A 21,355-nucleotide genomic window follows, 5' to 3' on the forward strand; every position below is an offset into this window, starting at 1 on the left:
CAATGGATTATTATTGGTTTAAATAGTTTTGTTTAAGCCAGTTATAGCTGTTCGATATACTTTCAAGCGGCGGGTTCTGACAGACATCCTGCTCCACGATCAGCCATTGCACCCCCGCTTTCGCTGAGGCCTCAATAACCGCAGGCAGATTAACGGAACCCTGTCCCAATTCAAGCGTTATCATCTGACCCTGCTCGTCTTTACTGAAATCCTTCAGATGGAGAAGCGGCAGACGTCCGGCATATTTGTGGATATACTCGATCGGATGCTGTCCAGCGAATTGAACCCAGCACACATCCATTTCCACTTGAACCGCAGCCGGTGTGGTTTGCATAAACATGCCATCAAATGCGTTATGTTCTCCGGCCTGTCCTATAAATTCAAAATCATGGTTGTGATAACCAAAAATCAATCCCTGCTTACTGACTTCAGTTCCTATTTCCTGCAGCTCGGAGAACAGTTTGCTCCACTCCTCACTGCTTTGAGGACGATCCTCGGGCATTAGAAAAGGACAGATCATATAAGCTGCACCGATAGTTTTGAGGTAGTCAATCTCTTTTTGCAGATCCTTACGCATGGCTTCCAGCGAAACATGACTGCTGAATCCTTGGAGACCCAGCTCATCAAGCAGCGACTTCATTTGTTCAGCGGGAATATCTCCATACCCGGCAAATTCAACACCTTGATAACCAAGCTCCGCTACCTTACGGAGTGTTCCTTCGAAATCCAAAGCGGTTAGATCACGGAGCGTGTATAGCTGCAACCCGATATTGATCTTGTTCATGACAATAAGCACCTCTGTCTACTTAAAATTTTATTGTTCTCTCTGGTATCATTCTAGTGGAATACAGACTAAAATGAACATATACAATATCGACAGAACATGAACTATTTGCTCTGAATTCGTTGGGAGGGTCATATTCGTGGACACGTCTCTGCTCATCTGCGATCACTCATATCACTATAAGCCGTTTAACCACAATCTGAAGGGCGGATTACAGAATTACCTGTTCCGGCTGCAAACCGAAGGCTCCTGTGAAGTGACCTCACACGGCAAAGAGTACACTCTGAGCGGCGGTGATCTGCTGCTGCTCCGGCCAGGCGACGATTACCAGCTGACGGTGAAGGAACCGGATCATAAGGGACGCCTGTCCAGCGGAGATTATTATCTGTTCTGCGAAGGCCCCTGGATTGACGCCTGGTGGAAACGGAGGAACCGTCCGGTGGCTAACCGGATTGGCCTGGATGACAAGCTGATTGGCTTATGGCGCAACCTTCTGCTGGAGAAACGGCGCGGTTCGCTTGAAGAGGATGCCGAGCTGAAGGATGTGCTGCTGCGCAGCCTCTGCCTGTATATCGACAGAGCGATTACCGAAAATGTACAGGCGGACCGGAAGGGTACGGCAACTTTGAAGCTCAAGCGGTTTATTGAAGAGCATGCCACGGTCACCTTTAAGCTTGAGGAAGCTGCCGGCTATGCCGGTCTTAGCCTGTCGCGGGCAGTAAGGCTGTTTAAGGAGCATTACGGCAAAACCATGATTCAATATGCGATTGAGATCCGGCTCAAAGCTGCTGTAGAGCAGATCAAATACAGTGAATTGACGCTGGAGCATATTGCCGAAACTTGCGGTTTCGCCAGCTACTCTTATTTTCACCGCGTGTTCCGGGCTCACTTCGGCGTCTCTCCGTTAGAATACCGCTTGAAATGACACCAAAGAGGCTCAGTTGTCACTGAGCCTCTGCTAACGACAGCGATACTCCTCATGCGAAAGCTTTATTTCCCCATATAAAAACGCCGGTATCTCATTACTTTTTTATACATGGATTTATCCTTAAGCTGATTAAAGATATAGGGATCGGGATTCATGTTCACTTCAATAATCCATGGCGTCAGCGACCGGTCCAAACCGACATCTACGCCAATTTGCCGAATCCGGGGGTAGGTTTTCTGCATATGAGCCGCCATGCGGGTACCCAGTCTATTTAATTCCTCTGTCAGTTGCGCAAGCCTGCGCTCCGAAAGATGGGTCGAGAGCAATTTCTCAATCGCCATGGGTTTGCCGCCGCTGTGGTAATTCGTCACTATTTTGCCCGGATGCCCGAGCCGTCCGATAATCCCGGTAGCTTCCCATACGCCCTTGGGGCTTAACTGTACCATCACCCGGATATCAAAGCGCCGCCGGTTATGCTTCAGCAGGTGAATCCCTTTTTGAATCAAATAACTCCTGCCGCCAGTCTTCTTCGCCAGACTTTTGTGAAAGGCCGCAAAGCTGTCGAAATGACGGACGGTTTCTTCATACTGGTAAGTAAAGCCCTGCCGTTCCCCCCGCTCCGCGCGAATGACCCCGTTGCCATAGGTTCCCCGTTCCGGCTTGACATAGATCATTCCATAGCTGTGGATCATCTGCTCCAGATTACGTTTGCTGAACTTCCGGGTGTCCGGAATAAAGGGCCTGATCGAAGCGTTGCGCAGCAGCAATTTGGTCTTGAGCCATTTGCTCTGCGGTAAGTTAGCATGTTTTGCCTTCACTCATGCACTCTCCTGTCTGAGAAGGGATGAATCCCCTCCCTGATTTACATAGTCACTGCATCCTATGCAGAAGAGGCCCCCGCTGAATTAAGCATCTATCCCGTATAGGTTAGATTATCTTTACGGTGATCTATGCCCGGTCATGAAGTGAATTCTCGGCATACATTAGTGCAGACGCTCATGTCAATTTGTGCACGGAGATGAACCTATGTCAGCAACCTCAGCAGGCTTAAGTGTTAGCGGTCCCGCGATAGATGTCCTTATTCCGGCGATTGAAAAGGACCTGGCGACCCTCCCTCATGTGATCGACAGTCTTCGCCGTTATGTCAGCCACCCCATCAGCAATATCTATATTGTCTCACCGGACAGCAGCAAGATCAGAAATCTGTGCTCACGCAAAAACTGTATCTTTGTCAATGAAACCACCGTTCTGCCGTTTACTAAAAAAGACATCCGTTATTCCTCCTCCCGCTGGAACCGTTCCGGCTGGCTGTATCAGCAGCTGCTTAAAATGAACGGTGATCATATCTGCCGGGAAAGTCATTTTCTGGTCATTGATGCCGATACGGTGCTGATTCGTTCCCACCGGTTCCGTACCGGAGGAAAGAGTATCTTTTATTGCCGCAACTGGAGCCAGCCGGAATATTTCCGCACCTACCGGAAGCTGCTGGGAACTGCCGCCCCTTCACCCAAATCCTTTGTCACCCATTACATGCTGTTTGAGAAAGCAAAACTGGCCGGACTAAAAAGAAAAATCGAAGCCCGGCACGGGATGTCATGGCATGCCGCCATTATCCGAAGTATCGACAAGAAGAAACAGTTCGGCTTTTCCGAATTCGAGACCTATGCCAATTATGTCTACAGCGGAAACAGCGCCGCTGTGATATTGAAAAATGCCAACAATAAGTCGCTGAAGACCTCAGCCGCTTCTCTGGGAAAAGCGCAGATTCGGAAGTATGCCCGTACGTACCGTTCGCTTTCCTTCCATCAGCGTAAAGGATATTCCACTCCCCCCAAGCATTAAGGAGGCAGACAGCCGTGCATACCATTCTTTTATGCGGCGGTTCCGGACAGCGGCTGTGGCCGCTGTCCGGACGGATCCGTTCCAAAATGTTTCTAGAGCTGCTTCCTGCACCGGGCGGAGGCACAGAGTCCATGCTTGGACGGGTATGCCGCCAGCTCAATCAATGTGGACTGGGTGAATCGGCGTTGTTCGTGACGCATAAGGATCAAAAGGCTCTGACCCGGCGGTATACCGGAAACGGATACCCGGTAATTGGGGAGCCTTATAAGCGCGGTACTTTCACTGCCGCCGCGCTTGGGGCACTCTACTTGCACTCCACCGGAAAAGCTAAACCCGAAGATACCCTCTGCGTGGCTCCGGCAGATATGTTTGCGGATGACGCGTTCTTCCGTTTATTTCATCAGTTCACGGATACATTGGCTGCCTCACAGGCAGACCTTGTTCTGCTTGGGACAAGGCCCACCCATCCCTCGGACCAGTACGGCTACATTGTCCCGGGAAAGGGGACGATTTCAGCCTATTCGCCCGTCCTTTCTTTTGAAGAAAAGCCGGTCATCTCCAGAGCCCGGGAGCTGGTACGGGAACATGCGTTATGGAACTGTGGAGTTTTTGCTTTTTCTCTGCGCTTTATGCTGTCGCATCTGGAACAAATGGGGCTGCCTATTGACCTCGCCGCATTTACAGACTTGTACCCCGGATTTCCAGTCCGCAGCTTTGACAAGGAAGTAGCTGAGCGCAGCAGCAAAGCCGTCGTGCTGCCGCATGAAGGCGAGTGGCGTGATCTGGGAAGCTGGGAAACACTGACTGCCCAGCTGAATCATCCCGTGATTGGTGCAGGGGGAATTTGGGGAGAGTCGGGTCATACCCACATTGTCAATGAATTGAACATTCCGCTGCATGTGATCGGCGTACCCGGCATAGTTGCCGTAGGAAGTCCCGAGGGCATTCTGATTGCCGGCAAAGCAGAAGCAAATGCCATTAAAGAAATCCTCCAAGACGTTTCCGCTGCACCGAGGTATGGGGAAACTGAATGGGGGAGCTTTACCGTGCTGGACGAGGCAACCAGCGGTTCGGGGCTTGTGCTTACAATTAAATTGTCCCTGCTGCCGGATCATGCCCTGCCTGAAATGCCCTGTCTTCATTCCAGCAAGAGCTGGATGATAGTGTCCGGTCATGGAGAAGTCGTTCTGAACGGATCGGTTGCTGCGGCCCGCACAGGTGAGATATTTACAATGGTTCGGGGAGATCGGCATGGAATCAGGGCTTTCACCGCCATGAAACTGATTGAGATACGGACTCTCGAAGAAGAGAATGATGATGACGATAGAATCTACGACTCGTAATCAGGGATGAAAGGGTTAGAAAGCGCTGACGCATTTTGAGGAGATCATCCGTTTCGATGAAATCATCCAATGAATTCTTTTCAAAGTATGCTATCGTTGCCTCGGGCAGTTTGATATAGCACATTGAAACTGCCCAGGCGACGGCCATTTTCACATAATACCCGCCATGCTTGTATAACCGGATTACATATCAGCTTGACAGAGTCCAATAGTCATTATACAATATTCAACGTTGAGTAATGGAGGTGGAAAGCGGTTGACACGATTACTTGTACTTGGAATGCTGAATGTTCAGCCTATGTCTGGTTATGATGTGCAGCAGGGGCTGCAGATGACAGATGCGGAACGCTGGGGTGGGGTGCTGATCGGTTCTATTTATCATGCACTGAAAAAAATGGAGCTGGAGGGTTATGTTGCGGTCACAAGCATTGAACAGACCGGGCATCGCCAAAAGGCGATTTACACCATTACTGAATCCGGAAAACAGTATCTGCAGGAGCTGATCAGCGATGCGCTAAAAGCTTCTTCTGTGCTATACCCTTCGAAGATGTATTCCGGTTTATCCTTTTATGAAAAACTGCCGCCGGAGGAATGCCGAAGAGCATTAGAACAGCAGCGCAGCACTCTACAGGATGAATACGACGCTGTGAAGCAAGGTTTTGAAGCCAAAGATGCAGCCATGCAGCATAACATCCCTCCAATGGTCATGTTGATCATGGATAATATGTTCGCTATTATCCGGCAGCAGCAGGATTTTGTTGAAAAGGCGCTGGCGCTTTTGGATACACAGGAATAAACACTCTCCCTCATAACTGAGGGAGAAAAAAATGCCCCTATACTCAACGATGAATAAACAATGTGAAGTAAAGGAGAGTGGAAAGGATGAACCTCATTGAAGCCAAAGGTATCCATAAGCAATTCCATAACCGTGAGGTAGTAAAGGGAATTGACCTGGAAATCAGGCAAGGAGAAGTTCTTGCTCTGATTGGCACAAACGGAGCCGGAAAATCAACCACCTTGGCGATGCTGTTGGGGATTTTGCAGCCGGATTCCGGCGAAATCACACGCTGGAGGGACGATTACCGTGCGCATATAGGTGTGCAGCTCCAATCGACTCCATTTTTTGAAGGATACACAGCTGAAGAGAATCTTGCACTTTTTGCGGCACTTTATCATGTGAAGCTAAGCAAGGCACAAATACGAAACAAGCTGGAGGAATGCAACTTAGCAGATGCAGGAAAAACACCAGCCGCCCGTTTGTCCGGCGGACAGCAAAAGCGGCTTGCCATTGCAGTCACTGCGATACACAATCCCGATTTAATTGTTCTTGATGAACCAGCGGCAGGGCTTGATCCCCGGGCACGTCAAGAGATTAGAAGAATGATTGAGCGGCTTGCCGGGAACAAAGTGACTGTGCTGTTCTCCTCTCATGATATGGAGGAAGTATCCCGTATCGCTGACCGCTTGATTTTGATGGATAACGGACAAATTGTTGCTGAGGGACAACCGGAAGACTTGTTGCAGCAATATCATGCTGAAAAACTGGAAGATCTATATCTTCAGTTGACCGATCATGCTTAGATTAGGAGGCAAATACAATGAATACAATATTCAGACTTACGCTTAAATCTGCAACCCGTGATCCATTTTTATTATTTTGGTCGATTGTGTTACCGATAGGCGGAACCATTGGCTTAGGAATGTTTATAAAATCTCCGGATTACCCTGAACGCATACTAACCGGCATGATGGCCGTCAGCATTTTGTTCTATTCATTTATGACCACATCCTTCGCGGTCCTGACACAGCGCCGAAGAGGTGTATACAACCTGCTGCGTGTAACCCCTATGTCTCTCTGGAAATATATATGCAGTATTTCAGGGGCATGGACACTGACTTCTCTTGTGTGTGCAATCCTCGTATTGATATCAGGTATTTTTGTTTTTGAGCTTAATATTGCAGTACGTTCGATTGTTGCATTGATTCCGGTAATAATCATCGCCACGATTAGCTATGTTTTTCTTAGCTTTTTTGCTGCCAGCCTGAGCCGGACGGAGAACAATGTGAGTATCCTGACGAATATGATTACCATTCCGCTATTGCTTTGCAGCAGCGCATTCTATTCCTTAGATGGTGCCCCAGGGTGGGTTCAGACGCTTAACCGGATTAACCCTTTTCAATGGTTTATCAACGGATTGCGCAATTCTCTGGCCATGGAGTGGTCCGGTTACTTTATAAGTGTGGGCCTGTTGGCATTGATGGGGGTTGCCACCTTTTTATTGGCATTAAGAACATTCAGATATGCTGATATATAAGTATCCCGCAGATTGAAACAGCGGCAGTCCTGGACACGAAAAACACGCCCAAAATGCCGCTGTTTTATTGCTTTTCGTTTGCGTCTTTTACCAAGAAACCCAGAAGACCTTTGGCATAAGGTTCTGGTTGACCTAATACTTCTACTGGGGTACGGTCAATTACGGTTGTCATTTTAATAAATGACCCTATCTGCTCATCCATAAAATCAATGTCCAGCTTGTCTAAATATCCGTTGGGTCCTGTTGCACATAAATAGTCAGGCGCTGGAACAAGTGAGATATTCGGTATCCCGGCGTCAAATAACGGTTGCCCTTCGCCGAAATGTATATTGTTTATCGGTTTCAACGTTATACTTCTCACTTTCGTTCTTCCCTTAAGCGAATCCAAATAAATTGTATTCATCATCTCATTTGCTGTATACACAAGTTCAGTTTCAAGATTTCCGGTGTCGCTGTATCGGCTATTCTCCTGATTATCTTTCCATTCCCTGCATCCCAACTGCTCCAGTGTAAGACCTGCCACCGCCTTCTGATGGCCTCCTTCTCCGTCCCAAAGTTCAGGATGATCATGCAGCCAGCGTGTAGTGGCTTGACCCTGTATACCGAATTGCGGAATTTGAAAGTGGCCTGTAACGAACACAAACACTAAATCCCTTTGACGCTGTTCCAATGGAAGCTTTGAGAAATACTCTGCCATCGCCAGCAGGCCAACCCCTCCGTTTTCCTCACAGGCATTCGGTCCGTCTGTATGGGTATTGATCAGGATATTTTCGCTTCTATTCGTTCCCGGAAGAATGGCATAAAGCGTATCGCTATCTGCATTTTCCTTGATTTCAGCATGCAGTACTAAACGTGCTTTAGCATGCCGGAGGGCTAGCTGCTTCAATTGATCTCCCGTGTTCCCGTCTACCCATAGAGCCGGACAAGCTTTAAGTGCAGTTGTGAATGGAAGGTATTGCCCCCTAACGTTTTCTGCGGATATCTTTTTCCAGACACATACCAAGCCTAACACTCCAGCTTGTTGTGCCTCTACTAAATCCGGACCTTTCATTAACGAACTAACAACAGAATTTCTTAGTCCGAAAGGAAGCTTTGCGCTTTTAGGAAACGAGGTTCTTTTTCTAAGTGCTACCGAAGAGGGAAGTTTAGAAACGGTTACTTCCACAATCGCGATTTTTCCAGCCGCCTGTTTGAAATTTCCGGGTCCTGAACCACAATAGATCAGTTCACCCACAACGCCATCCTCTGTGGTTGTTCCTGAATAGGGATAGTAGGACGCAACGGGATATTCCTCTATGCCGCCTTGTTCCACCTGCACAAACAGATTCCATTGCTTCGCTTCCCATTTTGTGAATAAATGCTTGTCCCGGTTGACTTTCAGTCCCATGTCCGTTAATTCCTGTTCGAAAAAATCAATCAGCTTTCTATGTGCCTTATTTCCAGTAAATCGCGGGCCCCCTCTATTCAGCTCTTCTTGCCAATACCATAGCTTATCTTTGTCAGGAAGGATGTTGCTATTCATAGTACATAGCTCCTTTTTGCTGTAGCTCAACTTAATACTTTTCTTCATCACTGATTCCAGTATAAAGGTTGAAGTATACTGCAAGGTCAAGCTCCTCCTAAAATTAAAGACCCGCAGAGGGAGGTCATCCATCCCTTCTGCGGGTCTTTTTTGTATTTAAGCATCGCTTTTACATTAGAACAAATTTTTAAAAAGCAATCCCATCAGCACAGCAGATTCTTGATTTAACAGTGAATCCTTCGGCCGATAATGTACTGTTCCATTTGTTACTGTAACATCAGGACCATAGAGATGAAGGCCCACTACGAATTGCACACCTTCAGATGCCCATGGGCTGACATCCTCGCTTAGCTCAGCCTTTACAGGTTCAACCATTAAATTTTGCTTCACCAGCCTCCATACTATAGTACCTGCCTGCTCCCGGGTCACAGGCTCATCCGGGCGGAAGCTTCCATCCGAAAATCCCGATACGGCTCCGCTTTCAACTGCAGTCTGAATAACTGCCTCATACCGATGGCCCTTAGTATCGCTAAATTGACTAGGCCTTGTAGAAAGCGGGAAATCTGTAAACTTGAACAACTGGGCAATAAATTTGCCCCTTGTCATGGGTTCTTCCGGCTTAAATGTATCCTGGTCCTGCTGAATCACACCCAATTGAACGAGCGAATAAATATATTTTGCGTAAGGATGGTTCTCTGGAACATCAGAATATTTCGCAGGCTCAGGAAGCTTCTCAGACCAACTCCCCGCTTTGTTGTAGGAGAAATATTCCATGTTCCCGTCTTTATCCGCATGGAAGCCGGCAGGTAATCCCTCCTCATCATAGAACAGCAGATCCTTAGACTGGCGTAAGACATGCTCTCCCAAAGGATCTGACACCAGCAGAGTTCCGTCACCAGCCTTAATATCGTAGGTCCAGCCAGGCATACTCAAATCCCGATATAACCCTTCGAATGGATGCAGTTGCTCTTTCGTAGGCTTCGGCGTTTTAATCACAGGACTTATCCCTTTATCAGGGAAATAGCGGTTCATAAACTGCTCAAAGAAGGGGGCCCGAAGGTTGCCTTTATCAGTGTTAAAAGCAATGAATATTCCCGTATTCTCTTCAGGCAGCAACCATAAATTGCTATGAAATCCGGGTAAATCGCCCCCCTTCTCGACGACAGTGTATCCATTGTAAGACGACGGATAAATAGTCTCCAGGCCATAACCGCTCCCCGGAATATCAGGATGAATAGTCACACTCTTCTTCTCCATCTCCAAGACTGAATCTTTCAATAAGATGTGTTTAGAACCCTGTTGTCCATAGTTAAGCATTGCCTGAAGGAATTTCGCCATGTCACTGCCTGTTGAGAACATGCCTCCTTCCGGACCGCTGTCAGGGATATTGGGGATCTGTGCTTGAGGTTTCAGTGTAATGTCATAAGGGGTAGCTATGGCCTTCTTTACCTCACTGTTGAACAGCACATTACTGTTATCCATACCTAAGGGTTCGAACAAGCCCTTTTTCATATATTCTTCAAAGGTTGAGCCACTCGTCTGTTCGATAATGTAGCCCAGCAGAGAAAATCCATAATTGTTATATCTGTAGGCTTCACCAGGTTTACGGGTAACAGTAGGCACTGTTGCTTTTACATAATCCTCCAAGCTGTAGGCTTTACCAGGCTCAGGGGAGCCCCCTAAATCAAAACCCGAAGTATGAGTCATCAAATGCTTAAGAGTAAGCGGGGACCCTGTTTTATTAGGAATTTGCAAATGAGGCAAATAGCCCTGAATATCCTTATTCAAATCAACCTTGCCTGCCTCAGCCAACTGCATGATCCCCACAGAGGTAAGCAGCTTGGAGACGGAAGCCAGACGAAATACGGTCTTATCTGCATCGAAAGGTTTCTTGGCGGCAACATCAGCGTAACCGTAACCTTGGTTAAGCAATACCTTGCCATCTTTAACCACAACAACTGCAGCTCCTACAAGCTGTTCTTGAATTTCTTTCTGTTTAAAAAACTGATTGGTGAATTCCTTTACATCTGCCTGTTCCAGCTTTACATCTGAGCGCTGAACGGGTTCAGCTTTCGCCAGTGCTGTTGAAGGCAGTATAAGCAAGGTGGCAAGGGCCAGCCCGAGGATTTTTTTCATCATAAATCTCCTAATCATAGAATTGGTTAGCATGCCATAAATAAAAGGGTCTGTATAGTTTGTCCGTAGGTTTCAACTATGATGTCATCTGGTAACTCCCTCCTTTGTCTGCATCGGTATCCTATACCCTTTCTAGTTTACGCAATCAATTCTTAACAATCTTTATTTGATTCTTAACTGTTTCTTAAAAACTCAGCCCAAATCATTTTGTGGTAGTATTTAGGATGTAGGAGGGGGTGCTCCAGTTGTGATCCTCCTAAAATTAAAGACCCGCAGAGGGAGGGGGTATCCATCCCTCTGCGGGTCTAACTTGTATTTCGGCCTGCTTGTATATTACAACAGATTCTGAATAAGCAATCCCAACAACACAGCCGATTCTTGATTTAACAGCATATCCTTCGGCCGATAATGTACTGTTCCATTTGTTACTGTAACATCAGGGCCATAGAGATGAAGGCCCACTACGAATTGTACCCCTTCAGATGCCCATGGGCTGACATCTTCACTTAACTCAGCCTTTACAGGTTCAACAATTATACTTAACTTCACCAGCCTCAATATCATAGCTGCTGACTGCTCCCGGGTCACAGGCTCATCCGGGCGGAAGCTTCCATCCGAAAATCCCGATACAACTCCGCCTTCAGCTGCAGTCTGAATGAAGGCCTCATACGGATGACCCTTAGTATCGCTAAACTGGCTAGGTGTTGAAGAAAGCGGGAAATCTGTAAACTTGAATAACTGGGCAATAAATTTGCCCCTTGTCATGGGTTCTTCAGGCTTAAATGTATCCTGGTCCTGCTGAATCACACCCAATTGAACGAGCTTATAAATGTATTTTGCGTAAGGATGATCCTCTGGAACATCAGAATATTTCGCAGGCTCAGGAAGCTTCTGAGACCAACTTCCCACCTTGTTGTAGGAGAAGTATTCCATGTTCCCGTCTTTATCCGCTTGGAAGCCAGCAGGCACTCCCTCCTCATCATAGAACAGCAGATCCTTCGACTGGCGTAAGACATGCTCTCCCCGAGGATCAGACACCAGCAGAGTTCCGTCACCAGCCTTAATATCGTAGGTCCAGCCAGGCATACGCAAATCCTGATACACCCCTTCGAATGGATGCAGTTGCTCTTGCGTAGGCTTCGGCGTTTTGATCACAGGACTTATCCCTTTATCAGGGAAATAGCGGTTCATAAACTGCTCAAAAAATGGGGCTCGAAGGTTGCCTTTATCACTGTTAAACACAACGAATATTCCCGTATTCTCTTCAGGCAGCAACCATAAATTGCTATGAAATCCGGGTAAATCGCCACCCTTCTCAACGACAGTGTATCCATTGTAAGACGACGGATAAATAGTCTCCAGGCCATAACCGCTCCCCGGAATATCAGGATGAATAGTCACACTGTTCTTCTCCATCTCCAAGACTGAGTCTTTCGTTAAGATGCGCTTAGAACCCTGTTGTCCATAGTTAACCATCGCCTGAAGGAATTTCGCCATGTCACTGCCTGTTGAGAACATGAGTCCTTCCGGACCGCTGTCAGGGATATTGGGGAGCTGTGCTTGAGGCTTCAGTGTAACATCATAGGGGGTAGCAATGGCCTTCTTTACCTCACTGTTGAACAGCACATTACTATTATCCATACCTAAGGGTTCGAACAAGCCCTTTTTCATATAACTTTCAAAGGATGAGCCGCTTACCTGTTCGATAATGTAGCCCAGCAGAGAAAATCCATAATTGTTATATCTGTAGGCTTCACCAGGTGTATGGGTAACAGTGGGCACTGTTGCTTTTACATAGTCCTCCAAGCTGTAGGCTTTACCAGGCTCAGGGGAGCCCCCTAAATCAAAACCCGAAGTATTGGTCATCAAATGCTTAAGGGTAAGCGGGGACCCAGTTGGATTCGGAATTTGCAGATGAGGCAAATAGCCCTGGATATCCTTATTCAAATCAACCTTACCCGCCTCAGCTAACTGCATGATCCCCACAGAGGTAAGCAGCTTGGAGACGGAAGCCAGACGAAATACGGTCTTATCTGCATCGAAAGGTTTCTTGGCGGCAACATCAGCGTAACCGTAGCCTTGGTTAAGCAATACCTTGCCATCTTTAACCACAACAACTGCAGATCCAACAAGCAGTTCTTGAACTTCTTTTTGTTTAAAAAATTGATTGGTGAATTCCTTTACATCTGCCTGGTCCAATTTTACACCTTGGCGCTGAACGGGATCCGTTTTCGCCAGTGCTGTTGAGGGCAGTATAAGCAAGGTGGCAAGGGCCAGCCCGAGGATTTTTTTCATCATAAATCTCCTAATCATAGAATTGGTTAGCACTCCATAAGCAAAAGGGTCTAAATAGTTTGTCCGTAGGTTTCAACTATGATGTCATCTGGTAACTCCCTCCTTTGTCTGCATCGGTATCCTATACCCTTTTTAGTTTACGCAATCAATTCTTAACAATCTTTATCTGATTCTTAACTGTTTCTTAAAAACTCAGCTCAAAGCATTTTATGGTAGTATTTAGGGTATAGGAGGGGGGATGGATTATATTCTTTAAAAAATTCAGTTTCTGGTTGCCGCTGCTTTCTTTGATCTGTTGCTTCATTAATTTATCTGGAAATGATGATAAAAACTTGCTACTGGCTTTTACCAGTCCGTTACTTTTATGGTTTGAACCTCAGTTGACGGATTTGCATCACTCTATGGAAAACGAGCTGCTTTGGCAGTATGTTCTGTATGCTATTCATTTTTTCTCATGGGCATTTATAGCGCTTCTTATAGATTGGGGAACCTCACGATACAGAGCGGCTAAAAATAACAATTAACCGAAGGTTTTTGGAGTTCGTGATGCGATATTTGGAATGTAAAAAAACCGCCGGGCACTTTGGTAAGTACCTGGCGGGTTATGTTGTCTATTCCAGAGGGATCATGGATCGAGCCGAGGCTTCATACTCTTGGGGGATGAATGGTTTGCTGGTTACTTCAGGTAGGTACCCGTGACTCCAATTCCACCGCTGCCGTTTAACACATACACTCTCGCATTTCCTTTACCGGAGCATGTCAGTGTAATTGTGCCGTTAGTAACGGTTTTGGAATCTCCGGTCACCGCATCCACGTAAGCTCCGTTCGGAATTCCGGTAAAAGTGGCATTTCCCGAAATCGTAACCAATGCAAAGCTGTCAATGCCTTTGGCGTTGTCGGTATATCTTCGCTTAAACGCCAGGTTGCCCGTTACATTCTCTGTAGAATACTGACCTTTCTGCAAAGCAGGAACCGCTCTTCTGATTAGATTGAGCTGTCTGATATGTTTGGCCAGAGGATAGTTGAGCGAGTCCGCAAGTGTGCCGGTAGCATTGGTATATCTGCCGTAATCTTGTACCGTAACACTGCCTTCAATGTGGTCGCCGTAGTAAGCGCGGCCTGTTGTGCTGAGCGGTGCGTTTGGACCTACATCGATAACAGACCCCTTTTTAAATTCGATTTCAGAGCCATAGAAAATGGCGGGGATTCCCCGGAAAGTGAACATCAGAGCGAGATTCTCAGCCCAAGTGTCCTGTGTACCGGCAAAGCGCTGATTTTCCGGAGCCTGGTCAGGAGCATAGTCATGAGAGTCGATGTAGGTTACATTCCAGGTTGCATCGTTATAGAATTGGTCGCCGCTTTTCATGCTGAATGCTTCCTGTGCTGACTTGAAGGCCCAATGCATAGGAAAATCAATTACATCCATACCCGATTTCTTCGAATAGTCAGGCGCATGATAGGTATTGCCGATCAGGAAAGCATTGTTCGAGGTAGGCTGTCCTGCTGTAGTCGAGTTGTCTGCCCACTCCTGTTCAACCGACGCTTTATTGGAAGCGTAGTCATTTGTGTTATCGCCCGGATACGATTTCGAAGATTTCCAGGTATAAAATGGTGTCGAAATTGCCGGAATCCCGCTGTTCCATACATCTCTGTAGCGGGTGGCCACTTCACCAAAGATAAAGAAGTCCGAGCCGCCTCTTGTCTTCCAGGCAGGAATAAAGTATTTATTAAAAATATAGCGGCTCACATGCTTCACTGTATCGAGACGGAAAGCATCTACACCCATATCAATATATTGGTTATAGGAGTCTATCAAATACTGGTCAACTACAGGATTTTCCGTGTTGAGGTCGACGCAGTCTCCGGCAATCTGCCCTGTCTGTACGGTATAAGATTCCCAGGAAAGACTTTTCTCCGTATGGTAAATGTTATTGTTCGTCCCCTCTGTCTTCATTAAGGCAAGTCTTGCCTGATATTGCTGATCGGGTGTCATGGAATCATAGTTTGCCGGCAGCTTATCCGTTATTTTGAGCATGTTGTTAACAGTGTCCGGCTTGGTCTCATCTTTCTTGAACATGGGAAACAGATTTTCTTCACCAAAGTTACCGGTATGATTAACGACGATATCCTGAATAACCTTCAACCCCTTGGCATGGGCCGCATGGATCAGCTCCTGATAGGAAGCGCCTGCCGATTCATACCTTGGGTCTACTTTGGCAAAATTGATCGGGTGATAACCATGATAATCATAACCGCTCGCATTCTCTACAACAGGTGTAATCCAGATGGCACTGAATCCGAGAGCTTTGATGTAATCGAGCTTTTGAATCAGCCCCTTGAAATCGCCTCTCCAAGCCGGGTCCGAATCCGGATTATTCGCCTTGGCATCATCCCATGCGTGCACGTTGTTGCTCGGATCGCCATCATAGAACCGCGAAGTGATCACGAAATAGATGCTGTCTTCCCGGAAATCCCCCGACTTTCCGATGTTGTAGACAAAGCTTTGTGTGGTTTGATTGCCGGCGCCGTCTATCACAAGAAACTTCAAAGTAGTGGTTTTGGAGATAAGTATGGAAGGGCCAGTCAAGCCGGTCAGTGCATTTCCTGAAATATAGGCTTTAGAACTTGCGGATGGTTCCGTACCATCGTCTGTGTAGTATGCCCTCGACGTTGCTGCCTTGTTATCTTTTATCATGAAGGATACAGTGACCTGGGACTCAGAATGCCCAACAGGCAAATTCGCTGTGATTGCCGGGGCTTGAAAGTCGGCATTTAAGTCAATCACATAAGCGAAAGAGACTACATTTCCTGCTTGACCCAATGAGTTCACAGCAAAAGCCTTGATGGTCAAAGAGGAAGCCACCTGAATTGGCGAGGTATACAAGGCCGATGCTGTCGTAGGTGTTGAGCCGTCTGTTGTATAGTAAATTTTATCGCCGCTATTGGTACTGGAAAGTTTCACTGTCTGGGCAGAATCATATGTTTTCGGCGCAGGAGAGACTGAAACCACTGGAATTTTGGGGATTTCCGGGTTGGCTTCATACCACACGTTATCCGTGTAATACCAGGACTCCTTCACACTGCGGGACAAATCGCCCGTCTGTTTGCCGCTGCCGTCATTAAAAATCAGACTCGCGCCCGCAGCATCAGCAATCGTATAGCTGTACCAGTCGTTCCCATCCGGCTTCATCAGAATTCCCGGCCATGCCCCGCTTGTTGGAACGGTTGCCGGGCTCAGATTCCAATAATGGATTCGCATCGCTGAATTCCAGCTTGAAGGTTTCTTAATGTGAACCGTTACCCCGGCTGCGGTAGCTGTGGGTGTCGGTGTTACGGTTGCCGTCGGTGTTGCTGTCGGTGTCGCAGTTGCTGTCGGTGTCGCAGTTGCTGTAGGTGTTGCTGTTGCTGTCGGTGTCGCAGTTGCTGTCGGTGTTACGGTAGCTGTCGGTGTTGCTGTCGGTGTTGCTGTTGCTGTCGGTGTTACGGTAGCCGAAGGAGTAGCTCCAGGCGAGACAGTCACATAGTCGATATTAATGTTTCCAGTGTCAGTGGAGTCGTATTTGTAAGCAACGGTATTATTTCCGGCCTGCAAGGAGAGCGTTTCTGTCTGGTCGCCCCATGTATCCCAATTGGCCAAGCTTGGTAACGTTGTCTGTTTTACTTTTATTCCATTGACATAAATGGAGAGGTTTTTGGCGCTGCCCGTTGCATTCGCATAGCGGAGAGTGGTATTATAGGCGGCCTGACTGGAAGTCTGGACGCTGAAAGTTGCAACTGCTCCGGGGGCGGTGTATCCATCCACAAACCCGGTCCCGGAATATCCGGCGTGGTTTGTATTTACTTTTGCACCTCCTGATATGCCTGCGTTCTCTGCTTCGTATTTCCCGGTAACCGGAATGGTGACCGTCCAGTTTTTCCCGCCATTGCTATCCCAGTAATCTGTCGGGGCCGTAATATGATAACAATAAATTAGTGTGGCACCCTCCGGCACATTGATGTTCGCCGTAAATGTGGTCCCATTCCTGGCCATAGCCGTGTCCACAGTATTCGTCCAGTTATTGGTAGTCCAGTGCAATGTCACAGCTGTCGCTGTAGAGCTTGTATAGGTGACCGTATAATCGGTATCGCTGGCCGAAGCCCCTCCTGATAAGCCGAATAAGCTGAAGCAAAGCGAAAAAATAACCAACCATGAAACTAATTTCCGAGCTGTTTTCCGTGCCAAATAAACAACCTCCTGATTAATTTTAATGGGATAGGGCGCGCAAACGTTTGCATCAAAGAGAAAAAAAAGAATAGCTTTTAATTTGACAACATTGGTCCATTGATCTCCTCCTCCGCGTGTACTTTTGGAAAGATCCATCATGTGTATACGCTTACAATTAGAGTCTTCAAGAAGTATCCGCTACGCTGTTACACAGAGTTTCATATCTCCAATGAATTTTCCTGTTATGATTATAGTCTCCATACATTTCCAGGTCAATGAATCTCTTTGCCTATTAAGCTGTAGCTATAGCTACAGAATTTTCCGATATATTCGTCCTGATTGTCGATTATTAAGCTACACTGTCAACAATTGTTGGGTCAGCAGTCCCCCCTTTCCACATGCGCAAATAAAAAAACGCAAGACCACCGCCTTTGCGGGTATCTTGCGTTTTAGAGCTAGCATTACCCTCCTAATCAGCAGACGGCCGGAACTGAAACCACTGGAAGTCAAACCGGCTGCCTGGCAGGAACAAGAAGGTTACAGTCCGGCTGCCGCTTACAGGCTCAAGGATAAATTCCCGCTCTGTGTAGCCGTCTGAACCGGCAAACTCCACAAGCTGCTTGGATTCAACCCCGGGACCGCTGAACAGCAGATGAAGCGTATTGTTCTCAAGTGCAGATCGCCCGCAGATTGCAATCCGTGTACATGCCTGCTCTCCAAAGTCCATCCCGTCAAACACGAGAGAAACATTGTTCCCGATGCCTTCGATAGCTGTCTCCGTGACGTTGAAGGTATCTCCGTAAATCCGGCTGTTATCAAGAGCGGCGAGCCGTTCATAGGCTTTGTGCTTGTGGACAAACCGGAACCCCTTCAGATGTATCTTCCGCCGCAGGACAAAGGAGAGGGAAGTGATGCCCGTCAAACGTTTGGGCAGCTTGTAGGTTTCCTCCTGATATACATTCCATTGTGACGGCTTCTGGTAGGTTACGATAGACAGCAGCCCGGCCCCCGGCTCTCCGGGAATGCCTTCCCAAATTTCAATCGGGAACTCTTCGCCGTCCAGGGAGAAAATAGGAAGAATGATTTCATCCGCCCCATAGTCGCCGAAATCAATCCGTTCGAAACAGATCCGGCTCTCCCCTTCCCGCGCCGTTGCAACGCCGCGATCATTGCCGTTGGTCAGGTTAAGGCTGGCCCCGCTGTGATAGCCGGCGGAAATAAATTCATAGGGGTCCAGATAAGCTTGGCCTAGCCCGGTGAGCTTGAATTCCATATGCGAATAGAGCCGAATCCCATCAGCACCGTTGGCAGTGCCGCAGCGAATGTACACATCCCCATCTCCAAGACCGGTAATGACCGCTGCATGACCATCCGCCTTAATAGCCGCTATATTGGCATCTATCCCTCCGGCATTGGTAATGCGCCACTCTACATCCTGAAAGGTAGCATTCTCCGGATGGAGCTTCACACGAACCGGAAGCGCGGGATGCTCCGCAGTAAGGACATTGCCCTCAGGACAGATCAGTTCCAGCTTGCGCACAGGAATTTCCGCAGCCGCCCTGCTCTGAATTTCTCCCGGTTCTTCCCTTGCCTCCAAAGGACAGTCCGCATAGAGGTATAACCCGTCTTCCGCAGCAGTTCCGGGCTCCGGTGCTGCGGACTGCAGCACAAGCCCGGCGGAAGGCATTTCCGGCGAAGAAGCACGCAGGATGATTGTGCCCGTCTCCCTGGTGCCGGCAATCACAGCGAGCAGCTTGCCGCTGAACATCTTGCGGCTTACACCTTTGTATGGATCGTAGTCCGTGCTGTCGCCATTATCCAGACCAACCAAACGCCCGGGGCCTTCTATACTAAGGCTAACCCGGTTATTGGCGTTTGCCACCGGAAGACCTTCCTTGTCAGCTGCGGTAATCGTAACAAAGATCAGGTCCTCACCATCAGCCGTAATTTGCTGCTTATCGGGAGTCAGGACCAGCGAGGCGGCATCGCCAAAGGAGGATTGCTGCTCCGTAGCAATCACATTGCCCAGATCATCATAGGCAACTGCACGAAGAACACCAGGAGAATAAGGCAGCTGCCATTCTCCAAGCAGTTTGTGTCCATTGACATGATCGATGTCATAGGTGCCTTGGGATACATCATTGAAGAACAGCTCAATCCGCGGAGCATTCGAGCAAACCCGGACATCAATGAGCTGCCCCTCCGAGAAGTCCCAGTACGGGAAAATGTGGATCATCGGATGGGTTCTGTAATCCGTCCATTCCGCCTGGTAAATGTAATAAGCATCCTTCGGAAACCCTGCCGTGTCCAATTGTCCGAAGTAGGAGTTTTTGGTGAAGTACGGAGTCGGCTCTCCGATATAATCGAAGCCGGTCCACAGAAACTGTCCGAGTGAATAGGTGGCATCGCGGTCGGCCGTGATGCAGGCCTCCGTGCTTTTGGCTCCCCAGCTGGTTGAGCTGTTGCCGAGGGAGGAGCACTGCTGATCATCGTCGGCCAGCACTGGCTGGGCCAGCGGGAAATGATAAACGCCCCGGCTTTGCACCGTTGAACAGGTCTCACTGCCATAGATGATCCAGTCGGGATGCTCCTGATGCTGGCGGTCATAATATTTCTCCCCGTAGTTGTATCCCGCCACCTTGACAATATCGGCGCATTTCTGCGCGTTCTCCCAAGGCATGTAGTTGGAGCCAATCGTTACGAAGGCATTACCCCTGGGATCGTGGGCGAGCACCTCATCCTGCAGCTGCCTTGTGACCTCCTGGCCGCGGGCATCAGCATGGGTGTCGTAGATCTCATTGCCGATGCTCCACATGATGAGGCTGGGATGGTTGCGGTCCCGCCGCACCCAGCTGGCCACATCCTTCTTCCACCACTCCGGGAAGAAACGGGCGTAATCATAGGGAGTTTTGCTGCGCTCCCACATGTCGAAGGCTTCCGAGACGATAAGCATGCCCATTTCGTCCGCCAGTTCCATCAATTCAACCGCAGGCATATTATGCGCGGTGCGTATGGCGTTCACACCCATTTCCTGCAGCAGGACGAACTGCCGCCGCAGTGCAGCCTTGTTGACGGCAGCGCCCAGACAGCCAAGGTCATGGTGCTGGCACACACCGTAAATTTTGACGTGGTTTCCGTTCAGGAAGAAACCTCTCTCACTGTCCAATTCCACCCGGCGGAATCCGAAGTTTTGCCGTTCTTCTTCAGCAACTTCATCCTGATCCAGCAGCTCCGTCTGGAGTGTATACAGACAGGGATTGCCGATATCCCAGAGCACCGGCCGGTCTACGGTCAGACGGCTGTGGGCATGAACGATAAGACGGCTGCCCTGCGCCGGAAGCGCAGATTCCCCATGTGCGATTGCCGTTCCGGCGTCGTCCAAAATGGTGTGGCTGAGCTTCAGGCCCGATGTTTCTGCTCCTTCTTCCACCTGCAGCTCACAGTCCACATCGACTGTCCAGGCTTCGCCGCCCGCATGCCGGGCGGCAATATAAATGCCATCGGGTGCTATATGAGTCTTCGGATAAGTCTTCAGCCACACAGAGCGGTAGATCCCGGCACCTGAGTACCAGCGGGAATTGGGTGATTCATGAATGACACGCATATTAATCGTATTGTCTCCCTCAATCAGATAAGGGGTAATATCGAATTCAAAGGTCGAGTATCCGTATTTCCATTCGCCCGCCACATGTCCGTTCACATAAAGCGTAGAATTCATATACACTCCCTCAAAACGCAGGGACAGGCGGCTGTGGGCTGGCACTTCGTCCAGGGTGAGGATTTTGCGGTACCAGCCCTCTCCGTTTTCATAGAGCCCTTGAGTGTTGTAGATCAGCCAATCATGAGGCAGCGAAACCGGCATCCAGTCCGCATCGGCGGCTACCTTCGCCAGCTCCGAATGAAGCGGCTGTTTACTGAAATGCCAGCCAGCATTCAGTTTTCTTTTGATACTCATATGGATAAGATTCCCCCCGTTTGTGGATTCG

Annotated in this window: 13 protein-coding genes; 6 read left to right on the forward strand and 7 right to left on the reverse strand. The window is 48.3% G+C overall.

Annotation, left to right across the window (positions count from 1 at the left end):
- Positions 1-10: 10 nt before the first annotated feature.
- Positions 11-784, reverse strand: a complete 774-nt coding sequence (locus tag AC3WT9_RS12845; protein ID WP_492407620.1) for a sugar phosphate isomerase/epimerase family protein — start codon at positions 782-784, stop codon at positions 11-13.
- A 139-nt stretch (positions 785-923) separates the two neighbouring features.
- Here AC3WT9_RS12845 and AC3WT9_RS12850 point away from each other — a divergent pair, with 139 nt between their 5' ends.
- A complete protein-coding gene (locus AC3WT9_RS12850) occupies positions 924-1,709 on the forward strand; it encodes a helix-turn-helix transcriptional regulator (RefSeq protein ID WP_492407622.1) in 786 nt (261 codons plus the stop codon).
- Between the two features lie 65 nt (positions 1,710-1,774).
- Here the strand turns inward: AC3WT9_RS12850 and AC3WT9_RS12855 are convergent, their stop codons facing one another.
- A complete protein-coding gene (locus tag AC3WT9_RS12855) occupies positions 1,775-2,530 on the reverse strand; it encodes a YheC/YheD family protein (RefSeq protein WP_341095000.1) in 756 nt (251 codons plus the stop codon).
- A gap of 208 nt (positions 2,531-2,738) precedes the next feature.
- Here AC3WT9_RS12855 and AC3WT9_RS12860 point away from each other — a divergent pair, with 208 nt between their 5' ends.
- From AC3WT9_RS12860 to AC3WT9_RS12880, 5 genes are all read left to right on the forward strand, one after another.
- Complete coding sequence (locus AC3WT9_RS12860; RefSeq protein ID WP_341095002.1) at positions 2,739-3,554, forward strand: DUF6492 family protein; 816 nt, start codon at positions 2,739-2,741, stop codon at positions 3,552-3,554.
- Positions 3,555-3,568: 14 nt separating this feature from the next.
- Positions 3,569-4,897 (forward strand): sugar phosphate nucleotidyltransferase, encoded by a 1,329-nt coding sequence (locus AC3WT9_RS12865; protein ID WP_341095004.1) that lies wholly within the window; start codon positions 3,569-3,571, stop codon positions 4,895-4,897.
- Between the two features lie 256 nt (positions 4,898-5,153).
- Positions 5,154-5,693, forward strand: a complete 540-nt coding sequence (locus tag AC3WT9_RS12870; RefSeq protein ID WP_340897144.1) for a PadR family transcriptional regulator — start codon at positions 5,154-5,156, stop codon at positions 5,691-5,693.
- A gap of 86 nt (positions 5,694-5,779) precedes the next feature.
- Positions 5,780-6,478: an ABC transporter ATP-binding protein gene (locus tag AC3WT9_RS12875; protein ID WP_341095006.1), complete on the forward strand. Its 699-nt coding sequence runs from the start codon at positions 5,780-5,782 to the stop codon at positions 6,476-6,478.
- A gap of 17 nt (positions 6,479-6,495) precedes the next feature.
- The gene (locus AC3WT9_RS12880; protein ID WP_341095009.1) at positions 6,496-7,212 is read left to right on the forward strand and encodes an ABC transporter permease; all 717 of its coding nucleotides are present in this window, start codon (positions 6,496-6,498) and stop codon (positions 7,210-7,212) included.
- A 64-nt stretch (positions 7,213-7,276) separates the two neighbouring features.
- Here the strand turns inward: AC3WT9_RS12880 and AC3WT9_RS12885 are convergent, their stop codons facing one another.
- From AC3WT9_RS12885 to AC3WT9_RS12905, 5 genes are all read right to left on the reverse strand, one after another.
- A complete protein-coding gene (locus AC3WT9_RS12885; protein ID WP_492407623.1) occupies positions 7,277-8,734 on the reverse strand; it encodes a hypothetical protein in 1,458 nt (485 codons plus the stop codon).
- A gap of 174 nt (positions 8,735-8,908) precedes the next feature.
- Positions 8,909-10,873, reverse strand: coding sequence for a serine hydrolase domain-containing protein (locus tag AC3WT9_RS12890; RefSeq protein ID WP_492407624.1), 1,965 nt, complete (start codon positions 10,871-10,873; stop codon positions 8,909-8,911).
- 330 nt (positions 10,874-11,203) lie between these two features.
- A complete protein-coding gene (locus tag AC3WT9_RS12895; protein ID WP_492407625.1) occupies positions 11,204-13,168 on the reverse strand; it encodes a serine hydrolase domain-containing protein in 1,965 nt (654 codons plus the stop codon).
- 673 nt (positions 13,169-13,841) lie between these two features.
- Positions 13,842-17,387, reverse strand: coding sequence for an alpha-amylase family glycosyl hydrolase (locus AC3WT9_RS12900; protein WP_492407626.1), 3,546 nt, complete (start codon positions 17,385-17,387; stop codon positions 13,842-13,844).
- A gap of 451 nt (positions 17,388-17,838) precedes the next feature.
- Positions 17,839-21,324: a glycoside hydrolase family 2 TIM barrel-domain containing protein gene (locus tag AC3WT9_RS12905; RefSeq protein WP_492407627.1), complete on the reverse strand. Its 3,486-nt coding sequence runs from the start codon at positions 21,322-21,324 to the stop codon at positions 17,839-17,841.
- Positions 21,325-21,355: the final 31 nt, after the last annotated feature.

Source organism: Paenibacillus sp. EB106-06-01-XG199 (genome assembly GCF_058791575.1).